The sequence below is a fragment of the Cupriavidus sp. IK-TO18 genome (assembly GCF_015549295.1).
GTDB classification, from domain to species: Bacteria; Pseudomonadota; Gammaproteobacteria; order Burkholderiales; family Burkholderiaceae; genus Cupriavidus; species Cupriavidus oxalaticus_A.
In genome coordinates, this window is sequence record NZ_JADGMP010000029.1 from 152,785 (window position 1) to 174,329 (window position 21,545).

Genomic DNA, 21,545 nt, shown 5'->3' on the forward strand with positions numbered 1-21,545 from the left:
GGGGGCGTGCATGACGGGCCGGTTGTGGTGCCGGCGCCGCTGCACGGCGTCGCATGGATAGATCCCACTGGCGTTTTTATGCAACACCCAGACCGCGTTGAAGGATGCCTCTAACGGCAACCACTCGCGCGCAAGCGGCTTGCGCGCCCCACCAGCCTCAGCATGCGCCACATTGCCACCACGCAATCGCCACTCGCTCGCGTGCAAGCGGAATTGAGGTCAAAGTTGGTTGCATTTGGTTAAGCAGGCACTGCACCGGCTGGATAAAATCATGCGTTGCCTACCGCGCCGACCGCGCAAGAATCTCGCGTCAATACTGCATCAATGACCCGCCCTGCTATTCCCGACCCTGGTATGACCGTTCCCGCCCTCTCGCTTGGCGCCATCCTGGATGACCTGCGCAGCGCACCGCGCCCGCTGACATCCGCGGAGTACGCATACCTGGCGCACCTGCGGCAACGCATCGTCACCGGCGATGCCGACTTGTGGACCACGCTGGAGACCGCCGGCGTGCCGTGCCGCGAACGCCGCCTGTCGCCCGAGGTGATGCAGGCGCTGACGGCGATCGGCCATTTGCCGATGCACTGAAGCGCACCGGCATCGCCATCTGTGACCATCTGACCGGGACCATTCCCCACCTTAACTCGGAAGCTTCACCGCCCTACCCCCGTGCGTGCGCCGCTACGATCGATTAACTTCGATCCGCCGGCAACAGGCCGCGCACCCGGGGTGCATCGCCTCCCCGCCGCGCAACGGTGCCCCAGCGCGCCGCCAGTGCCCGTCCCGGCAAGGGCACATCCATGGCATACCTTGTCAACAACAGGCGCGTCAGCTTCCTGTCGTTGCGCGCCTTCGTCGCACTGATGCAGCACCGCGACACCGCCCGCGCCGCGCAAGCGCTGGGCATACAGACCCAGAGACTCCTTTACCAGATCCGCAGCCTCGAGGCCGTGCTCGGCACGCCGCTGTTCAGCGTGGGCAGCCCCAACTGGCTGCCCACGCCCACCGGCGTCAAGGCCTTGCCCAAGGTCATGGCGATGCTGCACATCTGGGAACAGATTGCGCCGCGCCCGTGCGCCGGCCGCACCGGCCCGCCGCCGGAGTTCAGTGACGCCGCACGCCGCGGCCCGGCGTTCTGGGTCCGGCACGCGACGATGTAGCGCGGCGCGGCTCAGGCCAGGCGTTCGCAGCTATAGGCTTCGGTGCGATAGGGAAACGCGACTTCCTGCCGTCCGGCGAGCGCCGGGTGGCCATCGATGACAGCCTGCAGCGCGGCGCGCACGCGCTCCTGCTCCGTGCCGGGCAGCGAGGCAATGAAGCTCACCGACATCACCCGGTCGACGATCACTTGCTGCGGCGGGCCCGCGTGCGTGTATGGCAGGCTGTGCAGCGCCATGGGGCCGAAGCCCTCGGCGGGAAAGACCCGCTTCCAGTCGCCCTTGTAGAAGCGCGGCGCGTCGCCCTCGTAGGGCGTCATGATGGCGGTCAGCTGCGCGACCCAGTCCACGCTTTCATCGCGTACGTTCCAGACCAGCCCCAGCCGGCCGCCCGGCCGCAGCACGCGGCGGATCCCGGCGATGGCGCGGTCGTTGGCAAACCAGTGGAACGCCTGCGCGCAGACCACTGCGTCTGCGCTGGCATCGGGCAAGGGAATCGCTTCGGCGCTGCCCGCGAGCGCCCGCACGGCCGGCAGCGCACCGGCGAGCTGCGCGCGCATCTGCGCCACCGGCTCGACCGCGATCACCGCTGCACCGGTGTCGGCCAGCCGGCGCGTAAATTTGCCGGTACCGGCACCCAGGTCCAGCACGGTGCGGCCCGGGCCCAGCCCGAGCGTGGCGCGCAGCCAGCCATCGATGGCTTCAGGATATTCGGGGCGTCCGCGCGCGTAGGCATCGGCCTGGCTGGCGAATCCCTGTGCGGCGGCCTGGTGGATGGCGGTCATGGCGGCTCCGGTTGGCTTTACGGTGCCGTAGGCTACGCCCGAAGTCCCCGCGCGGCTAGTGCTGCATGCCCCAGCGTCGTACGGTCAGCCGCTCCAGCGTGGTGAAGACCAGCCCCTCCACCAGCAGGCCGATCAGGATCACCGCCGCCAGGCCTGCGAACACGCGGTCCGTATAAAGCTCGTTGCGGTTCTGAAAAATGAACCAGCCCAGCCCGCCCTTGCCCGACGACGCGCCGAACACCAGCTCGGCCGCGATCAGCGTGCGCCAGGCAAAGGCCCAGCCGATCTTCAGCCCCGACAGGATCGCCGGCAGCGCGGCAGGCACCAGCACCAGCGCGACATAGCGCGGCCCGCGCAGGCCATAGTTGCGCCCGGCCATGCGCAATGTCTGCGGCACCGCCTGGAAGCCGGCGTACATGTTCAGCGCCAGCGGCCACAGCACCGAGTGGACCAGCACGAACACCAGGCTCCTGGTGCCCAGCCCGAACCACAGCAGCGCCAGCGGCAGCAGCGCGATCGCCGGCAGCGGATTGAACATGGCGGTGAGCGTGTCCAGCACATCGCGGCCGAAGCGCGTCGATACCGCCAGCGACGTGAGCACGAACGCCAGCACGATGCCCGCGGCATAGCCGCGCAGCAGCACCGACAGCGACACCGCCGCTTTGCCCGGCAGTTCGCCGCTGGCCACATCCTGGATGAAGGCGCGCAGGGTCGCCAGGAACGTCGGCAGCAGCAGGTCGTTGTCCTGCACGCGTGCCACGATTTCCCACACCAATGCCAGCGCCAGAAGGATCACGGCCTTGCGCAGCCAGCCGTACTGCCACAGCCGTTGCTGCCACGGCAGCGCGCGCGCCAGCGGCGCTTCGGTGAAGGGTTCGATGTCGCGCTCGTATTCCGGGCGCACCAGCGGCCGGAAGTCGGGACGGAGTTCGGGCGACTCGGGGAGCGCCAGGGTGGATTGCGTCATGATGCTTCTTTCCCTTTCCGCAGTAAGGCTCGCTAGCGGCCCGCGGCGCTGCGCGCGCGCAGCGGCTGCGCGTCGGCGGCGGGCTCGCCGAACAGCATGGTGTGGATGCGTTGCGCGGCGGCCTGGAATTCCGTGCCACCCTGGCTGGCCAGGCTGAACTGGTGGCTGTTCAGTTCGGCGCGTACGCGGCCCGGGTGCGGCGACAGCAGCAGGATGCGGCTGCCCACCACCAGCGCCTCTTCGATCGAATGCGTGACGAACAGCAGCGTGAAACCCGCGTCGTCCCACAGCGCCAGCAGTTCTTCCTGCATGCGCCGGCGCGTCAGCGCGTCGAGCGCGGCAAAGGGCTCGTCCATCAGCAGCACCTTGGGCCGCATCGCCAGCGCCCGCGCGATCGCCACGCGCTGCTTCATGCCGCCCGACAGCGTATGCGGGTAGGCATCGGCGAAATCAGCGAGGCCGACCTTCTCCAGGCTGTCCAGCGCGCGCTCGCGCGCTTCGGCGCGCGACAGGCCGCGCGCCTGCCGCAGCGGGAATATCACGTTCTGCACCACGGTCTTCCACGGCGGCAGCTGGTCGAACTCCTGGAACACGACGATGCGGTCCGGCCCGGGCTGCTGCACGCGCTGGCCTTCCAGGCGGATCTCACCCTCGGCGGGCGCGACGAAGCCAGCCACCGCCTTGAGCAGCGTCGACTTGCCGCAGCCGGACGGCCCCAGCAGCACGAAGTGGTCGCCCGCATGCACGTCGAAGCTGACCCGGTGCGTGGCGCGCACGATGCGCTCGGGCGTGCGGTACTCGAGCGACACGCCGTCAATCTGAAGCAACGGCGGTAGCAGCGGCGCGGCGCGGTCGGACACCACGCGCAGGCTGTGCGTGGCCATGATCAGCTTCCCTGCGCGGTGACCGGGTCCTGGAAGAAATAATCCTGCCAGGACTTGGGCTGGTTGCGGATCGCGCCCACGCGGTGCATGAACGAGGCCAGCGCAAAGGTGTTCTGCGGCGCCACCTTGAACTGCACCTGCGGGTTCTTCAGCACGCGCACCAGCAGCGCGCGGTCGGTCTTTGCCTTGGCCTGGCGCAGGTAGATATCGGCGGCGGCCTCGGGATTGGCGGCGGCGTAGGCAGCCGCTTCAGCCAGCGCATCGACGAACGCGCGGTAGGTCTTCGGGTTGTCGTTGCGGAACTTCTCGGTCGCGTACAGCACCGTCGCCGAGCTCGGCCCGCCCAGCACGTCGTACGAATTCAGCACGATGCGTGCGTTCGGATTGCCGGCCAGTTCCTGCTCCTGGAACGGCGGGTTGCCGAAATGACCGGTGATTTCCGTGCCGCCCGAGATGATCGCGGCAGCGGCGTCGGGATGCGGCACCGCCACGGTCCACTTGTCGAGCCGGTTGTACTCCTTGTCGCCCCATTGCTTCGCCGCTGCCAGCTGCAGCACGCGCGACTGCACCGACACGCCCACCGCCGGCAAGGCGATGCGGTCCTTCTCGGTGAAATCGGCAATGGTCTTCACCTTGGGGTTGTTGCTCACAAGGTAGTACGGGAAATTGCCCAGCGACGCCACGCCGCGCACGTTCTGCTTGCCATGGGTGCGGTCCCACAGCGTCAGCAGCGGACCGACGCCGGCACCGGCGATATCGATCGCGCCGGACAGCAGCGCATCGTTGACCGCGGCGCCACCGGAAAGCTGGGTCCATTCGACCTTGACGTCGATGCCCTGCTGCCTGCCGTGCTTCTCGATCAGCTGCTGGTCGCGCGCCACGTTGAGCAGCAGGTAGACCACGCCGAACTGCTCGGCGATGCGCAGCTTGCCTTCGGCGTGCGCGGCACCGGAAATCGCCAGGCCGGCGCTCAGCGCGAGCAGGCCCAGCTTGCGGGAAAACCGTTGGAACATGAATGGACTCCTGAAATCAGGGAAGGGACGCACGCGACATGCGTGAGTCCGGGATGCATGGCGAAGCGATCGCCGCGTCAGCGCGGCACGTCGCCTTCGATGGTGGTGCGGTACATCACGCGCCGCAGGTGGTCCGGACAGCCCGCGGCCAGATGCAGCAGTGAGCGGTTGTCCCAGAACACCAGGTCATGCGGCTGCCATTGGTGGCGGTACACGTGCTCAGGCTTGACGCTGTGCGCGAACAGCTGCTTGAGCAGGTCGCGGCTTTCGTCCTCGGGCAGGCCCGCGATGCGCGTGGTGAAGTGCTCGCTGACGAAGAGCGCCTTCCTGCCGGTTTCGGGATGGGTGCGCACCACCGGCTGCAATACCGGCCTGACCTGCGCGATCTGCTCGGGCATCAGGTTGGGACGCCACGGGCTGCGCTGCTGCAGTTCGGCATAGCGCGCCAGGTAGGTGTGCTCGGCGTACAGGCCGTCGACAGTGCGCTGAAGTTCCGCGGGCAAGGTATCCCATGCCAGGTGCATGTTGGCGAACAGCGTATCGCCGCCTTCGGCGGGCAGCTCGCGCGCATGCAACAGCGAACCCAGGCTCGGCTTCTCCTTGTACGACAGGTCCGAATGCCAGAAGTGGCCGGCATCGCCGAGTCCGATCGGCTTGCCGTTCTCGACCACGTTGGACACCACCAGCACTTCGGGATGGCCGGGTAGCTGGAACTGGTGCAGCACGTGGATCTGCAGCGGCCCGAAGCGGCGGCTGAAGCTGATCTGCTGCGCCGGGGTGATCCGCTGGTCGCGGAACACCACTACGTGGTAGTCGAGGTGGGCGCGATGGATGCGCGCGAAATCGCTGTCGGACAGTGGGCGGGACAGGTCGAGGCCGAGCACCTCCGCGCCCAGCGGCGCGTCCAGCGCGCGGATCTCGAAATCCTGGCCGGCATCGATCGCGGCGGAATGCAGTGCGCTCTGCTGGCGCGAAACTATGGTGTAGGCGGTTGCGGTCGTCATGGCAGCTCTGGCAATTCGGGGGAAGCCTGCGCGGCAACGGGTGCCGCGTGCAAGCTTGCACTGTAGAGAGACGGGGCAAGCAGGGTCAACGAATCAAATCGCTGGGGCTTATCCGCTTATCGCATATCCATGTCTGCACATTGCCCTGCGCGCGCGAAAGAGCGCATCCCATATACGCCGACCCGATATCCAATGCCGGAATCATTCGTTCAGGTCCGCGCACGGCGCCGCTTATCGTTGAGCCGTCCTCCACTTCGAGAAGGTCTGCACGATGAAGACCCAGCGCCCCCGTTCCGCCGCCGGATTCCGCGGTGCCGATGCACTGCCATCCCGATTGAGCCGCCGCGACCTGCTGCGCGGTGCGGCATGGTCAGGCCTTGGCCTGGCCGCATCGCTGTCGCCGCTGTCCGCGTTCAGCGCGAGTCCGTCGGCGCGTCCAGACGTGATCCGCATCGGCGTGGCGCAGCCGGCCACCGGCACGCCGCCCAGCTTCGCCGGCAGCTCGCTCGCGATTGCGCATGCACGCGGCTGGCTGGAGGAATCGTTCAAGCCCACCGGCACGCGCGTCGAGTGGTTCTTCTTCAAGGGCGCAGGCCCCGCGGTCAACGAGGCGCTGGCCAACCGCCAGCTCGATTTCGCGCTGCAGGGCGACCTGCCGTCGCTGGTCGGCCGCGCCGCCGGGCTGAAGACGCGGCTGGTGCTTGCCACCGGTGTGCGCGCCAACATCTATGTCGGCGTGCCGCCCGACTCGCCGCTGAAGACGCTGGCCGACCTGCGCGGCAAGCGCGTGTCGCTGTTCAAGGGCACCAACATGCATCTGCCGGCGCTGCGCCTGCTGGAGGCCAACGGCCTCACCGACAGGGACCTGCGCCTGCTGAATCTCGACACTGCGGGCTACCTCGCGGCGCTGTCCACCAGGGACATCGACGCGGCCATCGGCGCCATGGACATCCTGCGCCTGCGCGACAAGGGCGCGGTGCGCATCCTCTATTCGAGCAAGAACCAGTCGCCGATCTACACCCGCCAGAGCCACGTGCTGGTGACGGACGATTTCGCCAGCCGCTATCCCGAGGCCACGCAGCACCTGGTGAAGACCGCCGTCGAGGCCGCGCGCTGGGCTTCCGACGAAAGCCATCGCGAAGAGGTGCTGCGCACCTGGGCGCGCGCCGGCACACCGTACGAGCACTGGAAGGAAGACTTCGACGGCGAGCCGCTGCGCGTGCGCCTGAACCCGAACTTCGATCCCTTTCTGGTGAGCCGCTACAAGGACGCCGTCGAGCAGGCCTATCGCTTCCGCCTGAGCCGCGCGCGCTTCGACGTCGACCAGTGGATCGACCAGCGCTTTCTCAAGGCCGCGCTCAACGACCTGAGCCTGCAGTCCTACTGGCCCGTGTACCAGCCCAACGGCAAGATCCTGGGAGCCTGATGCCATGTCCGTCGCCGAACTCTCGCTGCCCGCCGCACAGCACGGTGCCTCGCGTGCGGCCCCATTGCGCAAGGCCCTGAACTGGCGCAATGCCACGCACTGGCTGCTGGCCTGGCCGGTGCCGCTGACACTGCTGCTGCTGTGGTACGTGGCATCGCGCCATGCCTGGATTCCGCCGCAGGTGCTGCCCGCGCCGGAAGACGTGGCACACACGCTGGCCGGGCTGTGGACCAGCGGTGAACTGCAGGCCAACCTTGCCATCAGCGCGCTGCGCGTGGCCGGCGGCTTCGGCGTGGGACTGCTCGGCGGACTCGCGCTGGGCGCGGCGATGGGCCTGTCGCCGACGCTGCGCGACTACGTGTACCCGACCTTCAAGGCCTTCAGCCAGGTGCCGGTGCTGGGCTGGCTGCCGCTGCTGATGCTGCTGGTCGGCATCGACGAGGCGCTCAAGGTCATCCTGATCGCCAAGGCGGCGTTCGTGCCCGTGGCGCTGAACACGTACAAGGGCATCGGCAGCGTGCCGGTGCGCTACCTGGAAGTGGCGCGCGTGCTGCAGCTGACGCGCTGGCAGACGCTCGCGCGCGTGGTGCTGCCCGCAGCGGCGGCACCGGTGTGGAACGGCGTGCGCTACGGCCTCACGCACGCCTGGCTGGCGCTGGTGGTGGTGGAGCTGCTGGCTTCGTCCGAGGGGCTGGGCTACATGATCGTCTACGGCCGCCAGCTGTTCCAGCTCGACATGGTGCTTGCCGCGGTGGTAGTGGTGGGCGTGATCGGCTTCGCGCTTGACAAGGTTCTGGCGCTGGCCGAGGGCGCAGTGCTGCGCTGGCGCAAGCCCGGATTCTGAACGGAGGCCACCAATGACCGTATCCGCCAGGCATTCCCGTCTTGCCGTGCCGCGCGCGCTGCGCGGCTGGATCCTGCCGCTGGTGCTGGTGGCGCTGTGGTGGGCTGCCGTGCGCTTCCACTGGACCACATCCCCGCTGCTGGTGCCGGTCTCCGCCGTATGGGACACCGCCGTGCGCCAGCTGCAGAGCGGCGCGCTCCTTGTCTCGCTGTCGGCCAGCCTGTGGCGCGACGTGGCCGGCTTTGCGATCGGCGCAAGCGCGGGGCTGGTGTTCGGCGCTGCGCTGGGGCTGTCGCGGCTGTTCGAGCGGCTGGTCGGCCCGATCTTCCATACCGTCAAGCAGATCTCGCTGTTCGCATGGATTCCGCTGATCTCGGTGTGGTTCGGGCTGGGCGATACCGCCAAGGTGGTGTTCCTGTCGCTGGCGGCATTCTTTCCGGTGGTGCTCAACACCTTCGAAGGCATCCGCGCGGTGCCCGCCGACCTGCTGGAAGTGGCGCGCGTGCTGAGCTTCAACCGCGCGCAGGTGCTGTGCCGCGTGGTGCTGCCGTCGGCGGCGCCGTCGATCTTCGCCGGCATCCATCTGGGGCTGATCTATGCGTGGCTGGCGACGCTCGGCGCCGAGTACCTGCTGGTCTCGGGCAAGGGCATCGGCAACACCATGATCGACGGCCGCGAGAACTTCTGGATGGACCTGGTGATTTTCGGCGTGATCGTGGTCGGGCTGGTCGGCTTCACGCTCAACTGGATCGCCAGCCGCATCGAACGACGGCTGCTCGCGTGGCGCGGCAGCTCGGTGGCGGCGGGCTGAGCCCGACGCTTGCTCAATATTTCCGGAGAGAACGACATGGCGCATGCCGGCACGCTCAGCATCGCACACCTGCACAAGCAGTACGAGGTCAAGGGCCGCACCCTGCCCGTGCTGGAGGACATCACGCTGACCATCGCCCCGGGCGAGTTCTTCAGCATCGTCGGCGCCAGCGGCTGCGGCAAGTCGACCTTGCTGCGGCTGGTGGTGGGGCTGGAAGAAGACTATCGCGGCGAGATCCTGCTCGATGGCAAGCGCGTGGCCGGCACCAGCCTGCAGCGCGGCATCGTGTTCCAGGAGCACCGGCTGTTCCCGTGGCTGACGGCGGAGCAGAACATCCGGCTGGCGCTGCTGAACACGCCGGGCAGCGCGGCGGAAAAGGACCGCAATGTCGCCGAGCATATCGCGCTGGTCGGGCTGCGTGGCTTCGAGCATGCGTATCCGCACCAGCTCTCGGGCGGCATGTCGCAGCGCGTGGCGATCGCGCGTGCGCTGGTGACGCGACCCGAAATCCTGCTGCTGGACGAACCGTTCGGCGCGCTCGACGCGATGACGCGCACCTACCTGCAGCAGGAGCTGCACCGCATCTGGCAGGCCGAGGGCATCACCATGATCCTGGTCACGCATGACGTCGAGGAAGCCGTGTATCTCGGCGACCGCGTGGTGGTGATGGAGCCGCGGCCCGGCCGAATCCGCCGCATCGTGCCGGTCGGCCTGCCGCATCCGCGCGAGCGCGCCGGGCAGCCGTTTTCACGCGTGCGCGATGCCGTGCTGCAGGAATTCGCCGGACAGGCTATCGCCGCCGAAGCCATTGCCGAACCCGCCTGACCGCATTCGAACGATGACCCACCCGCATTTTCCCGGAGCCCAGCAATGACCCAAGCAATCCAGCAAGACCAGGCAGTTCAGCTCGATATCCACCCGGTGGCCGGCCGCATCGGCGCCGAAGTGCGCGGCGTCGCCCTGCATGGCGACCTGCCTGCCGAGACCTTCGCCGCCATCCGCGCCGCGCTGCTGCAGCACAAGGTGCTGTTCTTCCGCGACCAGGTCCACCTCGACGACAGCGCACAGCAGCGCTTTGCCGCGCTGTTCGGCGAACTGGTGCCGCATCCGACCGTGCCCTCGCGCGACGGCACGCAACTGCTCGAACTCGATTCCGAGCACGGCGGCCGCGCCAACTCCTGGCATACCGACGTGACCTTCGACCTGGCCTACCCTGCGGTGTCGGTGCTGCGCGCGGTGACCGTTCCCGCGTTCGGCGGCGACACCGTGTGGGCCAACACCGCCGCGGCGTACCAGGACCTGCCCGAGCCCCTGCGCGAGCTGGCCGACAAGCTGTGGGCGCTGCACACCAACGACTACGACTACGCGGCCACGCGGGTGAAGGCCAGCAGCGAGGGGCTGAAGCGCTATCGCGAGGTGTTCACCTCCGCGCTCTATGAAACCGAGCATCCGGTGGTGCGCGTGCATCCCGAGTCCGGCGAGCGCACGCTGGTATTGGGGCACTTCGTCAAGAAGCTGCTCGGCTATTCGTCGGTCGATTCGGCGCACCTGGTATCGGTGCTGCAGGGCCACGTGCACCGGCTCGAGAACACGGTGCGCTGGCGCTGGCGCGCGGGCGACGTCGCGATCTGGGACAACCGCGCCACGCAGCATTACGCCATCAACGACTACGGCGACGCCAAGCGCGTGGTGCGCCGCGCCACCGTGGTGGGCGCGGTGCCGGTCAGCGTGGACGGGCGCCACAGCGTGGCGGTCAAGGCCGGCGTGCGCCGCGACGACACGGCCCCGGCCAATCAGCCTGCAGATCACGCCGACGCAGCCGCGCAGCGCGCGGCGTGAGTAGTGCCAGCGGCCGGCACGCTCGCGCAGGCCGCATATCCAAATGCAATAAGGTTCATTGCCTCGCTGGGTGCCGTCCGTGACCATAGCGCCCGAACGCCTGGGCGGTGCAGCGGCCGGCTGGTACCATCGCTCGGCCCGGCGGCGCGCATTTGCGTGCGCGGCGCCGCCAGGCATGTCCGGCACACAACCCAGAGAAGAACATGAGACTCGAAACTTTGGCCGTCCATGGCGGCTACTCGCCCGATCCGACCACCCGCGCGGTGGCGGTGCCGATCTACCAGACGGTGGCCTACGCCTTCGACAATGCGCAGCATGGCGCCGACCTGTTCGACCTGAAGGTCGCGGGCAACATCTACAGCCGCATCATGAACCCGACCAACGACGTGCTCGAGCAGCGCCTGGCCGCGCTCGAGGGCGGCGTGGGCGCGCTTGCGCTGGCATCGGGCATGGCCGCGGTCACCTACGCGATCCAGACCATCGCTGAGGCCGGCGACAACATCGTTTCGTCGAGCCAGCTGTACGGCGGCACTTACAACCTGCTGGCGCACACGCTGCCGCAGTCTGGCATCGAGACCCGCTTCGCCGACGGCCGCAACCCGTCGAGCTTCGGCGACCTGATCGACGAGCGCACCAAGGCCGTGTTCGTCGAGTCGGTTGGCAACCCGCTCGGCAACGTGGTCGACATCGAGGCGATCGCGCGCGTGGCGCACAACCACGGCGTGCCGCTGATCGTCGACAACACCGTGCCCTCGCCCTACCTGTGCCGGCCGTTCGAGCATGGCGCCGATATCGTCGTGCATTCGCTGACCAAGTACCTGGGCGGGCACGGCAACAGCGTCGGCGGCGCCATCGTCGACAGCGGCAAGTTCCCGTGGGCCCAGCACAAGGCGCGCTTCCGGCGCCTGAACGAGCCGGACGTGTCGTACCACGGCGTGGTCTACACCGAGGCGCTGGGGCCGGCGGCCTATATCGGCCGCGCGCGCGTGGTGCCGCTGCGCAATACCGGCGCGGCGCTGTCGCCGTTCAACGCCTTCCTGATCCTGCAAGGCATCGAGACGCTTGCGCTGCGGCTGGACCGCATCACCGAAAACGCGCTGGCGATCGCACGCCACCTGCAGCAGCACCCGAAGGTGGAATGGGTCAACTTTGCCGGCCTGCCCGACCATGCGGACCACGCACTGGTGCAGAAGTACCTGGGCGGCCGCGGTCCCGGCATCCTGTCGTTCGGCCTGAAGCAGGGCGGCCGCGAAGGCGGGGCGCGTTTCCTGGATGCGCTGCAGCTGTTCACGCGGCTGGTCAATATCGGCGATGCCAAGTCGCTGGCCACGCATCCGGCATCGACCACGCATCGCCAGCTCAACCCCGAGGAGCTGAAGGCGGCTGGCGTCAGCGAGGATATGGTGCGGCTGTCGGTGGGCATCGAGCATATCGATGACCTGATCGAGGACCTGGAGCGCGCGCTGGCGGCAGCGTAAGCGCAGGTTTGCCCCCCTCTCCCGCCTGCGGGAGAGGGGGGGAGCGTTCACTGCCGGCGTTGGTTTTCTTCCATCGCCGTTCCCTGCGCCAGCTTCTTCCCCCGCGCCTCCAGCAGGAAGTACCCCACCGTCCCTACTGCCAGCGGTATCAGGTAATACAACGCCCGATACGCGATCAACGCCGCCAGCAACAACCCATGCGGCACCTGTCCGCCCAGCATCGTCAGGAACACCGTCTCGACAACCCCAAGGGCGCCCGGCACGCGGATCACCACGCCCGCCAGTCCGGAGGCAAGGTACACGCCGAGCACCGTGTAATAGTCCGCATGCGTATGCAGGAAGGCATGCAGGATGGCCGCCACCGCCGCCCAGTTGCCCGCCGACACCAGGATCTGCAACAGCGCGAAGCGCGGTGACGGCACATAGATATCATGGTCGCGCACAGTACGGTGCCGACCCTGCCACGCCGCACATGCCGCTATGTAGCCAGCCGGCGCGGCCAGCATCACTACGCCAATCAGCCGCGTCGCCGCCGGCGGGATACCCCACCCGGGCGGCAGCACTACCAGCTGCCCGGCCAGGATGATGCCCGCCAGCAGCGCGTAGCCGAGCCAGTTGCTGCTGACCGCCACCGCGAACACGCTCCAGATCTGCGGCGGGCTCAGGCCCGCGTGCGAATACAGCCGGTAGCGCACGCCCGCGCCGCCGAGCGTCGCGCCCAGGTTCAGGCTCATGGTGTAGCTGACATAGGCGATCGCCATCACCCGATGCACCGGCAGCGGGTGGCCGGCGTAGCGGCACCCCAGCACGTCGAACTGGCTGTACAGCAGACCCGTCAGCACCACGAACCCCGCGGCTGGCAACAGCGTGCGGCGGTCGAAGCCGCGCAGCGCGGCTAGCACCGCGTCCCAGTCGATGGTGCCAAGCTTGCGCGCGATCAGCGCAAGCACTGCCGCGATGAACAGGATGCCGATCGCGCGCCGCCACATCGGCCAGCGCGCGTGGTGCCGGATTGCCGAAAGCGCCTGCGCGACCATCACTCGGCCTCCCGTTCCAGCACGAATACGCGGCGGCGCCCGCGCGGGTCGCCGGCTTGCGGCGTCACCAGCCGCGGCGTATGCGCGGGCAGCCAGCCGGCCCACGCCGGGAAGCGGCGCAGGAAGTGGAACATCAGCGTGGCGCCGGCCGCGTCCAGCAGCGAGCGCTCGTGCCGGCGCGGGGGCACCTCGCGGCAGCGTTCGGCGATCAGCGCCTGCAGCCTGCCGCGCAGCCGCTGCGCGAAGGCGGTGTCGCGGATCACCAGGTTGGCTTCGAGATTCAGCGACAGGCTGAGCGGGTCGAGGTTGCTCGAACCCACCGTGGCCCATTGCTCGTCGACGACGGCGACCTTGCCGTGGAACGGCCGCTCGACGTACTCGAGGATCTGCACCCCGGAGTCCTGCAGGTGGCAATACAGCAGGCCACCGGCACGCGCGACCCATGGCATGTCGGGCTTGCCCTGCAGCAGCAGGCGCACCTGTATGCCGCGCCCAGCGGCTTCGCACAGCGCGTGCAGCAGCCGGTAGCCCGGCAGGAAATAAGCGTTGGCGATGACCACCTCGCGCCGCGCGGCGCGGATCGCATCGAGGTAGGCAAACTCGATGTCGTTGCGATGGCGATGGTTGTCGCGCGTGACCAGACGCACCGGACCCGGCGGCGCCGTGTTGCAGCCCGGCGGCGGCGGTGCCAGCCTGCCCTGCAGGCATGCGCCGGGGATGGCCCGCGCGAGGAAGTCATGCACCTGCCGCGCCGCGGGGCCGGCGATTTCCACGGCATAGTCCTGCTTGGCCCGTGGCCCGTAGCCATACAGGTGCTGCGCTGAGAAATTGATGCCGCCGACAAAGGCCACCTCGCCGTCGATCGCGACCAGCTTGCGGTGCATGCGCCGGAAGATATGCGTGCGCACGCCCAGCAGGCGGCGGCAGGGCGAGAATGTGCAGAAGTGCACGCCCGCCTTGACCAGCTCTGTAATGAATGCAGGAGGCAGGTCATGCGAGCCGAAGCCGTCGACCGTGACGGCCACGCGCACGCCGCGCCGCGCGGCAGCCAGCAGCGCGGCGTGCAATTTCGTTCCTGCCTCGTCGTCGAACAGGATAAAAGTTTCCACCAGCACGCTTTCGCGCGCTTGCGCGATCGCCTCGAATACGCGCGGGAAGTACTCTTCTCCGTTCTCCAGCAGGCGGATGCTGTCGGGGGCGGACGGCAACGGTGTCATGGCCCGAGAGGCGCCGCAAACACCATGCCAGCGCCGGGGTGTTGCCGGGGGCGCCCGGGCCGCTCAGCCAGGGCCGCGCCGCCGGCGGACCACTAGGGCCGTCAGCAGCACGCCCGCCAGCAGCCCCGCCGTGCCCACCCCGGCCATGGTGAGCGGCGGCATGCCGGGATTGGGCGGCGCACCCGCCTGCTGTGCCAGCGCGCGCCAGTCGGCGGCTGTGATCTGCGTCATGCTGATGGCGTTGTCCAGGCCGTACACGCAGACTTCGCCGCCAGGCAGCTTGCAGAAGCGCTCACGCGGGCAGGCCTTGAGGATCTCCTGCGGCGCGCCTTCGCCGCAGCGCGCGCCGGCACTGCGCAGGACCTGCAGCGTGACATCGGGATGCCGGGTCAGTTGTTCGGGCATGGCGGCCTCCGTGCAAGGATGGGCTGGCGGTCTTTCAGCGTAGCGCACGGCGCTGCCTGCAGGCAGCCTATATGCGCTTCAGGCATATCGGCATGATTAAGTACTCGTTCGCCAGATGACTTGCCTTCCATACAATGGGCTCTCCAACGAACGATCAATGAACAAACAGGGGAGCGTTTTGATGCGATACGGGAAATTCGGCTTCGCGGTAGCCGCGGCAGTACTGGCGCTGGGCGTGGTGCAGGGCGCAAGCGCCGCCGATCCGGACAAGAAGGAAATCCGCTTCGGCGCCACCGCCGGCCCGTACGCCGACCAGATCCGCTACGGCGTGAAGCCGGTGCTGGAGAAGCGCGGCTACAAGGTCACCATCATCGAGTTCAGCGACTACGTGCAGCCCAACCTGGCGCTGGCCGACGGCGCCATCGACGCCAACGCCTTCCAGCACGTGGCCTACCTGAAGAAGTTCTCGGCTGACCGCAAGCTGCAGCTGACCGACATCATCCAGGTCCCGACCGCGCCGATCGGCATCTACAGCCACAAGCACAAGACGCTGGCGGAGGTGAAGCCGGGCAATACCGTCTCGCTGCCGAATGACCCCACCAACCTGGCGCGTGCCATCGCCATCCTGCAGCAGGTGGGCTGGGTCACGCTCAAGCCGGGCACCGACCCGATCCGCGCCAGCGAGCGCGACATCGATGCCAATCCGCACAAGCTCAAGCTGGTCCAGCTGGAGGCCGCGCAACTGCCGCGTTCGCTCGACGATGTCGACTACGCCTTCGTCAACGGCAACTTCGCGCTGGCCGCGGGGCTGAAGCTGACCACCGCGCTGGCGCTGGAGAAGATTCCCGACTACTACATGAACCTGGTGGCGGTGAAGACTGCGGACGTCAACAAGCCGTTCGTCAAGGACATCAAGGAGGCCTACCAGTCGGCCGAGTTCAAGGCGGTGACGCAGCAGCGCTTCGCGGGCTTCGTGCCGCCGCCGTACCAGCGCTGATCCGGCTCGGAACATCTGCGCAGGGCTCCCGCACGGGAGCCCTTTTTCGTTGGCGGTGCCCGGATCCGCTCCGCCTTGTGCACGGCAAGACAATTGCCGCCGCCATTGCGCCGCAAATACCCTACACTCGACTACACATGCCGCGCGCGCCCACAAAGCACGCCCGGGATCACAACACGACACGCGCATCGAGAGACCTGCCATGTCCATGGTTGCGAGCTTCGAGATCGGCTATACGCGTTATCTCGCCCCGCCGGGCGAACCCCCTTCCCCCACTTCCCCGCCCCCGCCCTTTGCCAGCGACCCTGAGGCGCTGCTGCCTCTGTACCAGGCCATGGTGCTGGCGCGCCAGTTCGACCTGAAGGCGATCGCGCTGCAGCGCACCGGCAAGATCGGCACCTTCGCCTCGGCCCTCGGGCAGGAAGCCATCGGCGTCGGCGTGGCCTTTGCGATGCGGCCCGAAGACGTGCTGGTGCCCTCGTACCGCGACCACGCGGCGCAGTTTGTGCGGGGCGTCACGATGACCGAGAGCCTGCTGTACTGGGGCGGCGACGAACGCGGCAGTGGATTTGCGGCGGCGCCGCATGACTTTGCCAACTGCGTGCCGATCGGCACCCAGGTGTGCCATGCCGCGGGCGCGGCCTATGCCTTCCAGCTGCGCAACGAGCCACGGGTGGCGGTGTGCCTGCTCGGCGACGGCGGCACCTCCAAGGGCGACTTCTACGAAGGCATGAACATGGCCGGCGTGTGGCGCGCGCCGATGGTGATCGTGATCAACAACAACCAGTGGGCGATCTCGATGCCGCGCAGCGGGCAGACCGCGGCGCAGACGCTGGCGCAGAAGGCGATCGCGGCGGGCATCCCGGGGGAGCAAATCGATGGCAACGACGTGGTCGCGGTGCGGCACCGCGTGGGCGAGGCCATCGAGCGCGCCCGCACGGGCGGCGGCCCCGCGCTGATCGAGGCCATCACCTACCGGCTGGGCGACCACACCACCGCCGACGATGCCTCGCGCTACCGCGACGAGGCCAGCGTCAAGGCGCACTGGCAGGAAGAGCCGCTGCTGCGCCTGCGCACGCATCTGCTGTCGCTAAACGCATGGGACGCGGCGCGCGAAGAGGCATTGGTCAAGGATTGCTCGCAGCAGGTGGCGCAAGCGGTCGAAGCCTACCTGGCGCTGCCGCCGCCGGACGCCGCGGCGATGTTCGACTGCCTGTACGCCACCATGCCGCCGGCGCTGCAGGCGCAACTGGAGACCGCGCGGCGCTATCCCGCGCAGCACGGCTGACGCTTTCATCGTCCCCCTGGCCTTCAACGACCAAAGCGAGCGAACCATGGCGGAAATCAATCTGGTCGAAGCAGTCAACCTGGCCCTGGGCCATGCGCTGGAGAACGATCCCGACGTACTGCTGCTGGGCGAGGACATCGGCGTCAACGGCGGCGTGTTCCGCGCCACCGCGGGACTGCAGGCGCGCTTCGGCGCGGCGCGGGTCATGGATACGCCGCTGGCCGAGGGCGGCATCGTCGGCGCGGCGATCGGCATGGCGGCGATGGGACTCAGGCCCGTGGCCGAGATCCAGTTCACCGGCTTTATTTACCCCGCCATCGACCACATCATCAACCACGCCGCGCGCATGCGGCACCGCACGCGCGGGCGGCTGAGCTGCCCGCTGGTGGTGCGCTCGCCATGCGGCGCGGGCATCCACGCGCCCGAGCATCATTCGGAAAGCCCGGAAGCGATGTTCGCCCACATGCCGGGGCTGCGCGTGGTGGTGCCGTCGTCGCCGGCGCGCGCCTACGGCTTGCTGCTGGCCGCAATCGCCGATCCCGACCCCGTGATCTTCCTCGAGCCCACGCGGCTGTACCGGCTATTCCGCCAGGAGGTCGCCGACGACGGCGCGGCGCTGCCGCTCGATACCTGCTTCACGCTGCGCGAAGGCAGCGACATCACGCTGGTGACCTGGGGCGCGATGGTGCAGGAGACGCTGACCGCCGCCGACGAACTGGCCGCCGAAGGCGTGAGTGCGACCGTGATCGATGTCGCCACGCTCAAGCCGCTCGACATGCCGACCATCCTCGAAGCGGTGGCGCGCACCGGGCGCTGCGTGATCGTGCACGAGGCGCCGCGCACCGCGGGCTTCGGCGCCGAGATCGCGGCGGAACTGGCCGATGCCGGGCTGTATTCGCTGGCGGCGCCGGTGCAGCGCGTGGCCGGCTTCGATACCGTGGTGCCGCTGGCGCGGCTGGAATACACCTACCTGCCCAGCGCTGCGCGCATCGCCGACGCGGCCCGCAAGGCCATGGCCGCCTGACTGACACCAGGCAACACCGAGCGACACCAAGCCGAGGAAGCGCCGATGAGAGTCTTCAAGCTGCCCGACCTGGGCGAGGGCCTGCAAGAGGCCGAGATCGTGACCTGGCATGTCAAGGTGGGCGATGCGGTGGCCGCGGACCAGCCGCTGCTGTCGGTGGAGACCGCCAAGGCCATCGTCGAGATTCCCTCGCCCTATGCGGGCACCATCGCCCGGCTGCACGCGCAGCCGGGCGATATCGTCCACCTGGGCGCGCCGCTGGTCGGCTTCGAGGGCGCCGGCGAGGATGCCGATGCCGGCACCGTGGTCGGCTCCGTGCAGGTCGGCACGCGCGTGGCCAGCGAAGCGGCGCCGCCGGGCGCGGCCGCGCCTGCCTCCGGCATGGCCGCGCGCGTCAAGGCCACACCCGCGGTACGCGCGCTGGCGCGGCGCCTCGGCGTCGACCCGGCGATGGCCACCGCGTCGGGGCCGGAGGGCACCGTCACCGCCGCCGACGTCGAACGCATGGCCGCCACGCTGGCCGAACTCGGTGCGCCCGAGGAACTGCGCGGCGTGCGCCGCGCGATGGCGCAGAACATGGCGCGCGCGCAGAACGAGGTCGCCGCGGCCACGGTGATGGACGATGCCGATATCCACGCCTGGCAGGCGGGCGCCGACGTCACCATCCGCCTGGTGCGCGCGCTGGTGGCCGGTTGCCGTGCCGAGCCGGGCCTGAACGCCTGGTACGAGGGCCAGACCGGGCGCCGCCACGTGCTGAAGAAGATCGACGTGGGCATTGCTGCGGACCTGCCCGAAGGGCTGTTCGTGCCGGTGCTGCGCGACGTGGGCAGCCGCGACGCGGCCGACCTGCGCCGCGGGCTCGACCGCATGCGCGCGGACATCCGCGCGCGCACCATCGCGCCGGAGGAGATGCGCGGCAATACCATCACGCTGTCCAACTTCGGCATGATCGCGGGGCGCTACGCGGCGCCGATCGTGGTGCCGCCGACGGTGGCGATCCTTGGGGCGGGACGGGTGCGGGACGAGGTGGTCGCGGCCGGCGGCGTGCCGGCGGTGCATCGGGTGATGCCGCTCAGCCTGACGTTCGATCACCGCGTGGTGACGGGGGGCGAGGCGGCGCGGTTTCTGGCGGCGGTGATTGCGGACCTGGAGATGCCGGCTTAGCGGAACACCGGGGAAAGCGCCTGCAAAGGCCGCCGCCCGTCGTGAACGCTCCCCTCTCCCGCGAAGTGGGAGAAGGGTGGGGGAGAGGGGGGCAAACCAGCGGCTCGGCAAAGTTTGCGCTGTATATAATGCGAGCGATCCAGCCGGACCGCCCGACACACCCCTCATGGAAACCAAGACCGCCCGCCTCACCATCCTGATCGATCCGGTCAAGAAGAAGGCCTTCGAAACCCTGTGCGCCGCGCAGGACCTGACGCCGTCGCAGGTGGTGCGCCAGCTGATCCGCGATTACCTGGCCCAGCACGGCGTGGAATACGCCACCAAGGCACGGCCCGCCGGCAGCGGCCGGCAAAAGAAGTAGCTCAGTGCGGGGCGCCCGTGTCCTCGCGCTCCCGTTCCGCACCCTCCTCTCCCGCCAGCACGCCGCAACGCCGCACCGCCTGCGCCAGCGCATCCGCGTAGTTTTGCTGCCCCAGCGCCGCAAGCACCCCGGCCCGCTCCAGCTTTTGCCGCACGCGCGCATTCGCCTCGGCCAGCACCACGGCCACGCCGCGCCGGCGCAGCGTGCGGATCACGGCTTCCAGCGTCTGCAAGCCGGTCATGTCGATGAACGGCACCCGGCCCAGGCGGATCAGCAGCACGCGCGGCTCGGTATGGGTGTGCACCAGCGCCTGCTCGCAGGCCTCGACCGCGCCGAAGAAGAACGGGCCGTCGATGGCGTAGACCAGCACGCCCGGCGGCATCCGGGCCGCGACGGAATCGGCCGCGTCCGCTTCGGCGCTTAGCTCGCGCTCGATGCCGGTTACGTCCTGGCGCGTCACTTCCACCGACGCCGACATGCGCCGCAGGAACTGCAGCATGGCCAGGATCACGCCGATGTTGACCGCGACCACCAGGTCGGTCAGCACGGTCAGCGTAAAGGTGATCAGCAGGATCGCCACGTCGGCGCGCGGCGCCTGCCGCACCATGCGCGCGAACTGGCGCGCCTCGCTCATGTTCCACGCCACCACGAACAGGATCGCGGCCAGCGTCGCCAGCGGCACGCTCGCTGCCAGCGGCGCCAGGAACAGCAGCACCAGCACCAGCGTCAGCGCATGGGCGATGCCGGCCAGCGGGCTGCTGCCGCCGTTGCGGATATTGGTGGCGGTGCGCGCGATGGCGCCGGTGGCGGCAAACCCGCCGAACAGCGGCGCCAGGACATTGGCGATGCCCTGCCCCACCAGTTCCTGGTTGGAATCGTGCCGGGTGCCGGCCATGCCGTCGGCCACCACCGCGGACAGCAGCGATTCGATCGCGCCCAGCATGGCGATGGTGAAGGCCGGCCCTGCCAGCTCGATCACGCGCGCCAGCGAGATCTCCGGCAGCGCCGGAACCGGCAATCCGCGCGGCAGGCCGCCGAAGGCGCTGCCGATGGTGGCCACGCCGTCGAAGCGGAACAGCGCCTGCACTGCCGTGGCCACCACCAGCGCCACCAGCGGGCCGGGAACGCGGTGCAGCCAGCGCACGCGCGGCGCGCCCAGCACCAGCAGCAGGCTCCCCAGCGCCAGCGCGGTCGTGGCCGCATGCCACTGCGGCAGCGCCTGCAGCAGGTGCCACAGCTTTTCATGGAAGTGGGTGCCGGCTACCGGCGGCAGCCCGAAGAAATCACGCCATTGCCCGACGAAGATGATCACGCCGATGCCCGCGGTAAAGCCCACGATCACCGGCGCGGGAATGTAGCGGATCACGCCGCCAAGCCGCGCCAGGCCCAGCGCCAGCAGGATCAGCCCGGCCATCAGCGTGGCAAGTTGCAGCCCGCCGATCCCATGGCGCGCCGTGATGGCGGACAGCACCACGATGAACGCGCCGGTGGGCCCGGCAATCTGCAGGCGGCTGCCGCCGAACATCGACACCGCCAGCCCGGCGACGATGGCCGTATACAGCCCTTGCTCGGGCTTGGCGCCGGATGCGATCGCAAACGCCATCGCCAGCGGCAGCGCCACCACCCCGACGATCACGCCCGACACCAGGTTGGGCAGCCAGTTGGCGCGGCGGAACAGCCCGGCCTGCCATGCTTCGCGCAGCGCGATCATGCGGAGAATCCTTGCAGTGGGTCAACGTCGGAGGGAGGGCGCAGGTGCATGGAATGATAACAACATGCTAATGCCGTGACATGGACCCAGGCACTTGCGGCTTGCGCCGGACGCGGGGCATCGCGCCATCGAG

General features: G+C 68.9%; 22 protein-coding genes. 13 read left to right on the plus strand and 9 right to left on the minus strand.

Annotated elements, in window-relative coordinates; all coding sequences use genetic code 11:
- The first annotated feature begins 354 nt into the window (after positions 1–354).
- Positions 355–588 carry an IclR family transcriptional regulator gene (locus IPF36_RS21155; RefSeq protein ID WP_195430021.1) on the plus strand — a complete coding sequence of 78 codons (234 nt, stop codon included), beginning with the start codon at positions 355–357 and terminating at the stop codon, positions 586–588.
- Between the two features lie 212 nt (positions 589–800).
- Entirely contained in the window at positions 801–1,160 is a 360-nt protein-coding gene (locus tag IPF36_RS21160) for a LysR family transcriptional regulator (protein ID WP_133095884.1), read from the plus strand.
- An 11-nt stretch (positions 1,161–1,171) separates the two neighbouring features.
- On the opposite strand, the gene IPF36_RS21165 is transcribed toward IPF36_RS21160, so the two are convergent.
- The 5 genes from IPF36_RS21165 to IPF36_RS21185 all read right to left on the minus strand — a co-directional run bounded on the left by IPF36_RS21165 (position 1,172) and on the right by IPF36_RS21185 (position 5,810).
- Entirely contained in the window at positions 1,172–1,942 is a 771-nt protein-coding gene (locus tag IPF36_RS21165; RefSeq protein WP_133095885.1) for a class I SAM-dependent methyltransferase, read from the minus strand.
- A gap of 55 nt (positions 1,943–1,997) precedes the next feature.
- Positions 1,998–2,909, minus strand: a complete 912-nt coding sequence (locus tag IPF36_RS21170) for an ABC transporter permease (RefSeq protein WP_195430023.1) — start codon at positions 2,907–2,909, stop codon at positions 1,998–2,000.
- 32 nt (positions 2,910–2,941) lie between these two features.
- Entirely contained in the window at positions 2,942–3,793 is an 852-nt protein-coding gene (locus IPF36_RS21175; protein WP_195430025.1) for an ABC transporter ATP-binding protein, read from the minus strand.
- 2 nt (positions 3,794–3,795) lie between these two features.
- A complete protein-coding gene (locus IPF36_RS21180) occupies positions 3,796–4,806 on the minus strand; it encodes an ABC transporter substrate-binding protein (protein ID WP_195430027.1) in 1,011 nt (336 codons plus the stop codon).
- A gap of 77 nt (positions 4,807–4,883) precedes the next feature.
- Positions 4,884–5,810: a TauD/TfdA family dioxygenase gene (locus IPF36_RS21185; protein WP_135703173.1), complete on the minus strand. Its 927-nt coding sequence runs from the start codon at positions 5,808–5,810 to the stop codon at positions 4,884–4,886.
- A 271-nt stretch (positions 5,811–6,081) separates the two neighbouring features.
- Between IPF36_RS21185 and IPF36_RS21190 the strand changes: the two genes are divergently transcribed.
- The 6 genes from IPF36_RS21190 to IPF36_RS21215 all read left to right on the plus strand — a co-directional run bounded on the left by IPF36_RS21190 (position 6,082) and on the right by IPF36_RS21215 (position 12,208).
- Entirely contained in the window at positions 6,082–7,236 is a 1,155-nt protein-coding gene (locus tag IPF36_RS21190) for an ABC transporter substrate-binding protein (RefSeq protein WP_255519861.1), read from the plus strand.
- A 4-nt stretch (positions 7,237–7,240) separates the two neighbouring features.
- Entirely contained in the window at positions 7,241–8,080 is an 840-nt protein-coding gene (locus IPF36_RS21195) for an ABC transporter permease (RefSeq protein WP_195430029.1), read from the plus strand.
- A gap of 13 nt (positions 8,081–8,093) precedes the next feature.
- Positions 8,094–8,891, plus strand: a complete 798-nt coding sequence (locus IPF36_RS21200; protein WP_195430031.1) for an ABC transporter permease — start codon at positions 8,094–8,096, stop codon at positions 8,889–8,891.
- A gap of 36 nt (positions 8,892–8,927) precedes the next feature.
- The gene (locus tag IPF36_RS21205; RefSeq protein ID WP_135703973.1) at positions 8,928–9,716 is read left to right on the plus strand and encodes an ABC transporter ATP-binding protein; all 789 of its coding nucleotides are present in this window, start codon (positions 8,928–8,930) and stop codon (positions 9,714–9,716) included.
- 45 nt (positions 9,717–9,761) lie between these two features.
- Positions 9,762–10,730 (plus strand): TauD/TfdA family dioxygenase, encoded by a 969-nt coding sequence (locus IPF36_RS21210; RefSeq protein ID WP_135703176.1) that lies wholly within the window; start codon positions 9,762–9,764, stop codon positions 10,728–10,730.
- Between the two features lie 203 nt (positions 10,731–10,933).
- Positions 10,934–12,208: an O-acetylhomoserine aminocarboxypropyltransferase/cysteine synthase family protein gene (locus tag IPF36_RS21215; protein ID WP_135703177.1), complete on the plus strand. Its 1,275-nt coding sequence runs from the start codon at positions 10,934–10,936 to the stop codon at positions 12,206–12,208.
- A gap of 47 nt (positions 12,209–12,255) precedes the next feature.
- Here IPF36_RS21215 and IPF36_RS21220 read toward each other — a convergent pair whose 3' ends face one another.
- From IPF36_RS21220 to IPF36_RS21230, 3 genes are all read right to left on the minus strand, one after another.
- Complete coding sequence (locus IPF36_RS21220; protein ID WP_133096038.1) at positions 12,256–13,245, minus strand: lysylphosphatidylglycerol synthase domain-containing protein; 990 nt, start codon at positions 13,243–13,245, stop codon at positions 12,256–12,258.
- Complete coding sequence (gene clsB, locus IPF36_RS21225; RefSeq protein ID WP_133095891.1) at positions 13,245–14,462, minus strand: cardiolipin synthase ClsB; 1,218 nt, start codon at positions 14,460–14,462, stop codon at positions 13,245–13,247. Before clsB ends, IPF36_RS21220 begins: the two co-directional genes overlap by 1 nt.
- 63 nt (positions 14,463–14,525) lie before the next feature.
- On the minus strand, positions 14,526–14,867 hold the full coding sequence (locus IPF36_RS21230; RefSeq protein ID WP_135703178.1) for a hypothetical protein: 342 nt from the start codon (positions 14,865–14,867) through the stop codon (positions 14,526–14,528).
- Positions 14,868–15,048: 181 nt separating this feature from the next.
- Between IPF36_RS21230 and IPF36_RS21235 the strand changes: the two genes are divergently transcribed.
- From IPF36_RS21235 to IPF36_RS21255, 5 genes are all read left to right on the plus strand, one after another.
- On the plus strand, positions 15,049–15,864 hold the full coding sequence (locus tag IPF36_RS21235; protein WP_133095893.1) for a MetQ/NlpA family ABC transporter substrate-binding protein: 816 nt from the start codon (positions 15,049–15,051) through the stop codon (positions 15,862–15,864).
- A gap of 202 nt (positions 15,865–16,066) precedes the next feature.
- Positions 16,067–17,152, plus strand: a complete 1,086-nt coding sequence (pdhA, locus tag IPF36_RS21240; protein ID WP_135703179.1) for a pyruvate dehydrogenase (acetyl-transferring) E1 component subunit alpha — start codon at positions 16,067–16,069, stop codon at positions 17,150–17,152.
- Between the two features lie 46 nt (positions 17,153–17,198).
- The gene (locus IPF36_RS21245) at positions 17,199–18,176 is read left to right on the plus strand and encodes an alpha-ketoacid dehydrogenase subunit beta (RefSeq protein ID WP_135703180.1); all 978 of its coding nucleotides are present in this window, start codon (positions 17,199–17,201) and stop codon (positions 18,174–18,176) included.
- A 45-nt stretch (positions 18,177–18,221) separates the two neighbouring features.
- Entirely contained in the window at positions 18,222–19,340 is a 1,119-nt protein-coding gene (locus tag IPF36_RS21250) for a dihydrolipoamide acetyltransferase family protein (RefSeq protein WP_135703181.1), read from the plus strand.
- Between the two features lie 166 nt (positions 19,341–19,506).
- Positions 19,507–19,701 carry a CopG family transcriptional regulator gene (locus IPF36_RS21255; protein WP_063237357.1) on the plus strand — a complete coding sequence of 65 codons (195 nt, stop codon included), beginning with the start codon at positions 19,507–19,509 and terminating at the stop codon, positions 19,699–19,701.
- 1 nt (position 19,702) lies between these two features.
- On the opposite strand, the gene IPF36_RS21260 is transcribed toward IPF36_RS21255, so the two are convergent.
- Positions 19,703–21,412 carry a SulP family inorganic anion transporter gene (locus IPF36_RS21260; protein WP_135703182.1) on the minus strand — a complete coding sequence of 570 codons (1,710 nt, stop codon included), beginning with the start codon at positions 21,410–21,412 and terminating at the stop codon, positions 19,703–19,705.
- Between the last annotated feature and the right edge of the window lie 133 nt (positions 21,413–21,545).

Bases quoted from the DNA above. Each gene is read 5' to 3' on its own strand.
- clsB (WP_133095891.1), bottom strand. From the start codon at position 14,462: ATGACACCGTTGCCGTCCGCCCCCGACAGCATCCGCCTGCTGGAGAAC.
- IPF36_RS21260 (WP_135703182.1), bottom strand. From the start codon at position 21,412: ATGATCGCGCTGCGCGAAGCATGGCAGGCCGGGCTGTTCCGCCGCGCC.
- IPF36_RS21165 (WP_133095885.1), bottom strand. From the start codon at position 1,942: ATGACCGCCATCCACCAGGCCGCCGCACAGGGATTCGCCAGCCAGGCC.
- IPF36_RS21210 (WP_135703176.1), top strand. From the start codon at position 9,762: ATGACCCAAGCAATCCAGCAAGACCAGGCAGTTCAGCTCGATATCCAC.
- IPF36_RS21195 (WP_195430029.1), top strand. From the start codon at position 7,241: ATGTCCGTCGCCGAACTCTCGCTGCCCGCCGCACAGCACGGTGCCTCG.
- IPF36_RS21215 (WP_135703177.1), top strand. From the start codon at position 10,934: ATGAGACTCGAAACTTTGGCCGTCCATGGCGGCTACTCGCCCGATCCG.
- IPF36_RS21170 (WP_195430023.1), bottom strand. From the start codon at position 2,909: ATGACGCAATCCACCCTGGCGCTCCCCGAGTCGCCCGAACTCCGTCCC.
- IPF36_RS21155 (WP_195430021.1), top strand. From the start codon at position 355: ATGACCGTTCCCGCCCTCTCGCTTGGCGCCATCCTGGATGACCTGCGC.
- IPF36_RS21200 (WP_195430031.1), top strand. From the start codon at position 8,094: ATGACCGTATCCGCCAGGCATTCCCGTCTTGCCGTGCCGCGCGCGCTG.
- IPF36_RS21245 (WP_135703180.1), top strand. From the start codon at position 17,199: ATGGCGGAAATCAATCTGGTCGAAGCAGTCAACCTGGCCCTGGGCCAT.
- IPF36_RS21160 (WP_133095884.1), top strand. From the start codon at position 801: ATGGCATACCTTGTCAACAACAGGCGCGTCAGCTTCCTGTCGTTGCGC.
- IPF36_RS21190 (WP_255519861.1), top strand. From the start codon at position 6,082: ATGAAGACCCAGCGCCCCCGTTCCGCCGCCGGATTCCGCGGTGCCGAT.
- IPF36_RS21180 (WP_195430027.1), bottom strand. From the start codon at position 4,806: ATGTTCCAACGGTTTTCCCGCAAGCTGGGCCTGCTCGCGCTGAGCGCC.
- IPF36_RS21230 (WP_135703178.1), bottom strand. From the start codon at position 14,867: ATGCCCGAACAACTGACCCGGCATCCCGATGTCACGCTGCAGGTCCTG.
- IPF36_RS21255 (WP_063237357.1), top strand. From the start codon at position 19,507: ATGGAAACCAAGACCGCCCGCCTCACCATCCTGATCGATCCGGTCAAG.
- IPF36_RS21175 (WP_195430025.1), bottom strand. From the start codon at position 3,793: ATGGCCACGCACAGCCTGCGCGTGGTGTCCGACCGCGCCGCGCCGCTG.
- IPF36_RS21235 (WP_133095893.1), top strand. From the start codon at position 15,049: ATGCGATACGGGAAATTCGGCTTCGCGGTAGCCGCGGCAGTACTGGCG.
- pdhA (WP_135703179.1), top strand. From the start codon at position 16,067: ATGTCCATGGTTGCGAGCTTCGAGATCGGCTATACGCGTTATCTCGCC.
- IPF36_RS21205 (WP_135703973.1), top strand. From the start codon at position 8,928: ATGGCGCATGCCGGCACGCTCAGCATCGCACACCTGCACAAGCAGTAC.
- IPF36_RS21250 (WP_135703181.1), top strand. From the start codon at position 18,222: ATGAGAGTCTTCAAGCTGCCCGACCTGGGCGAGGGCCTGCAAGAGGCC.
- IPF36_RS21220 (WP_133096038.1), bottom strand. From the start codon at position 13,245: ATGGTCGCGCAGGCGCTTTCGGCAATCCGGCACCACGCGCGCTGGCCG.
- IPF36_RS21185 (WP_135703173.1), bottom strand. From the start codon at position 5,810: ATGACGACCGCAACCGCCTACACCATAGTTTCGCGCCAGCAGAGCGCA.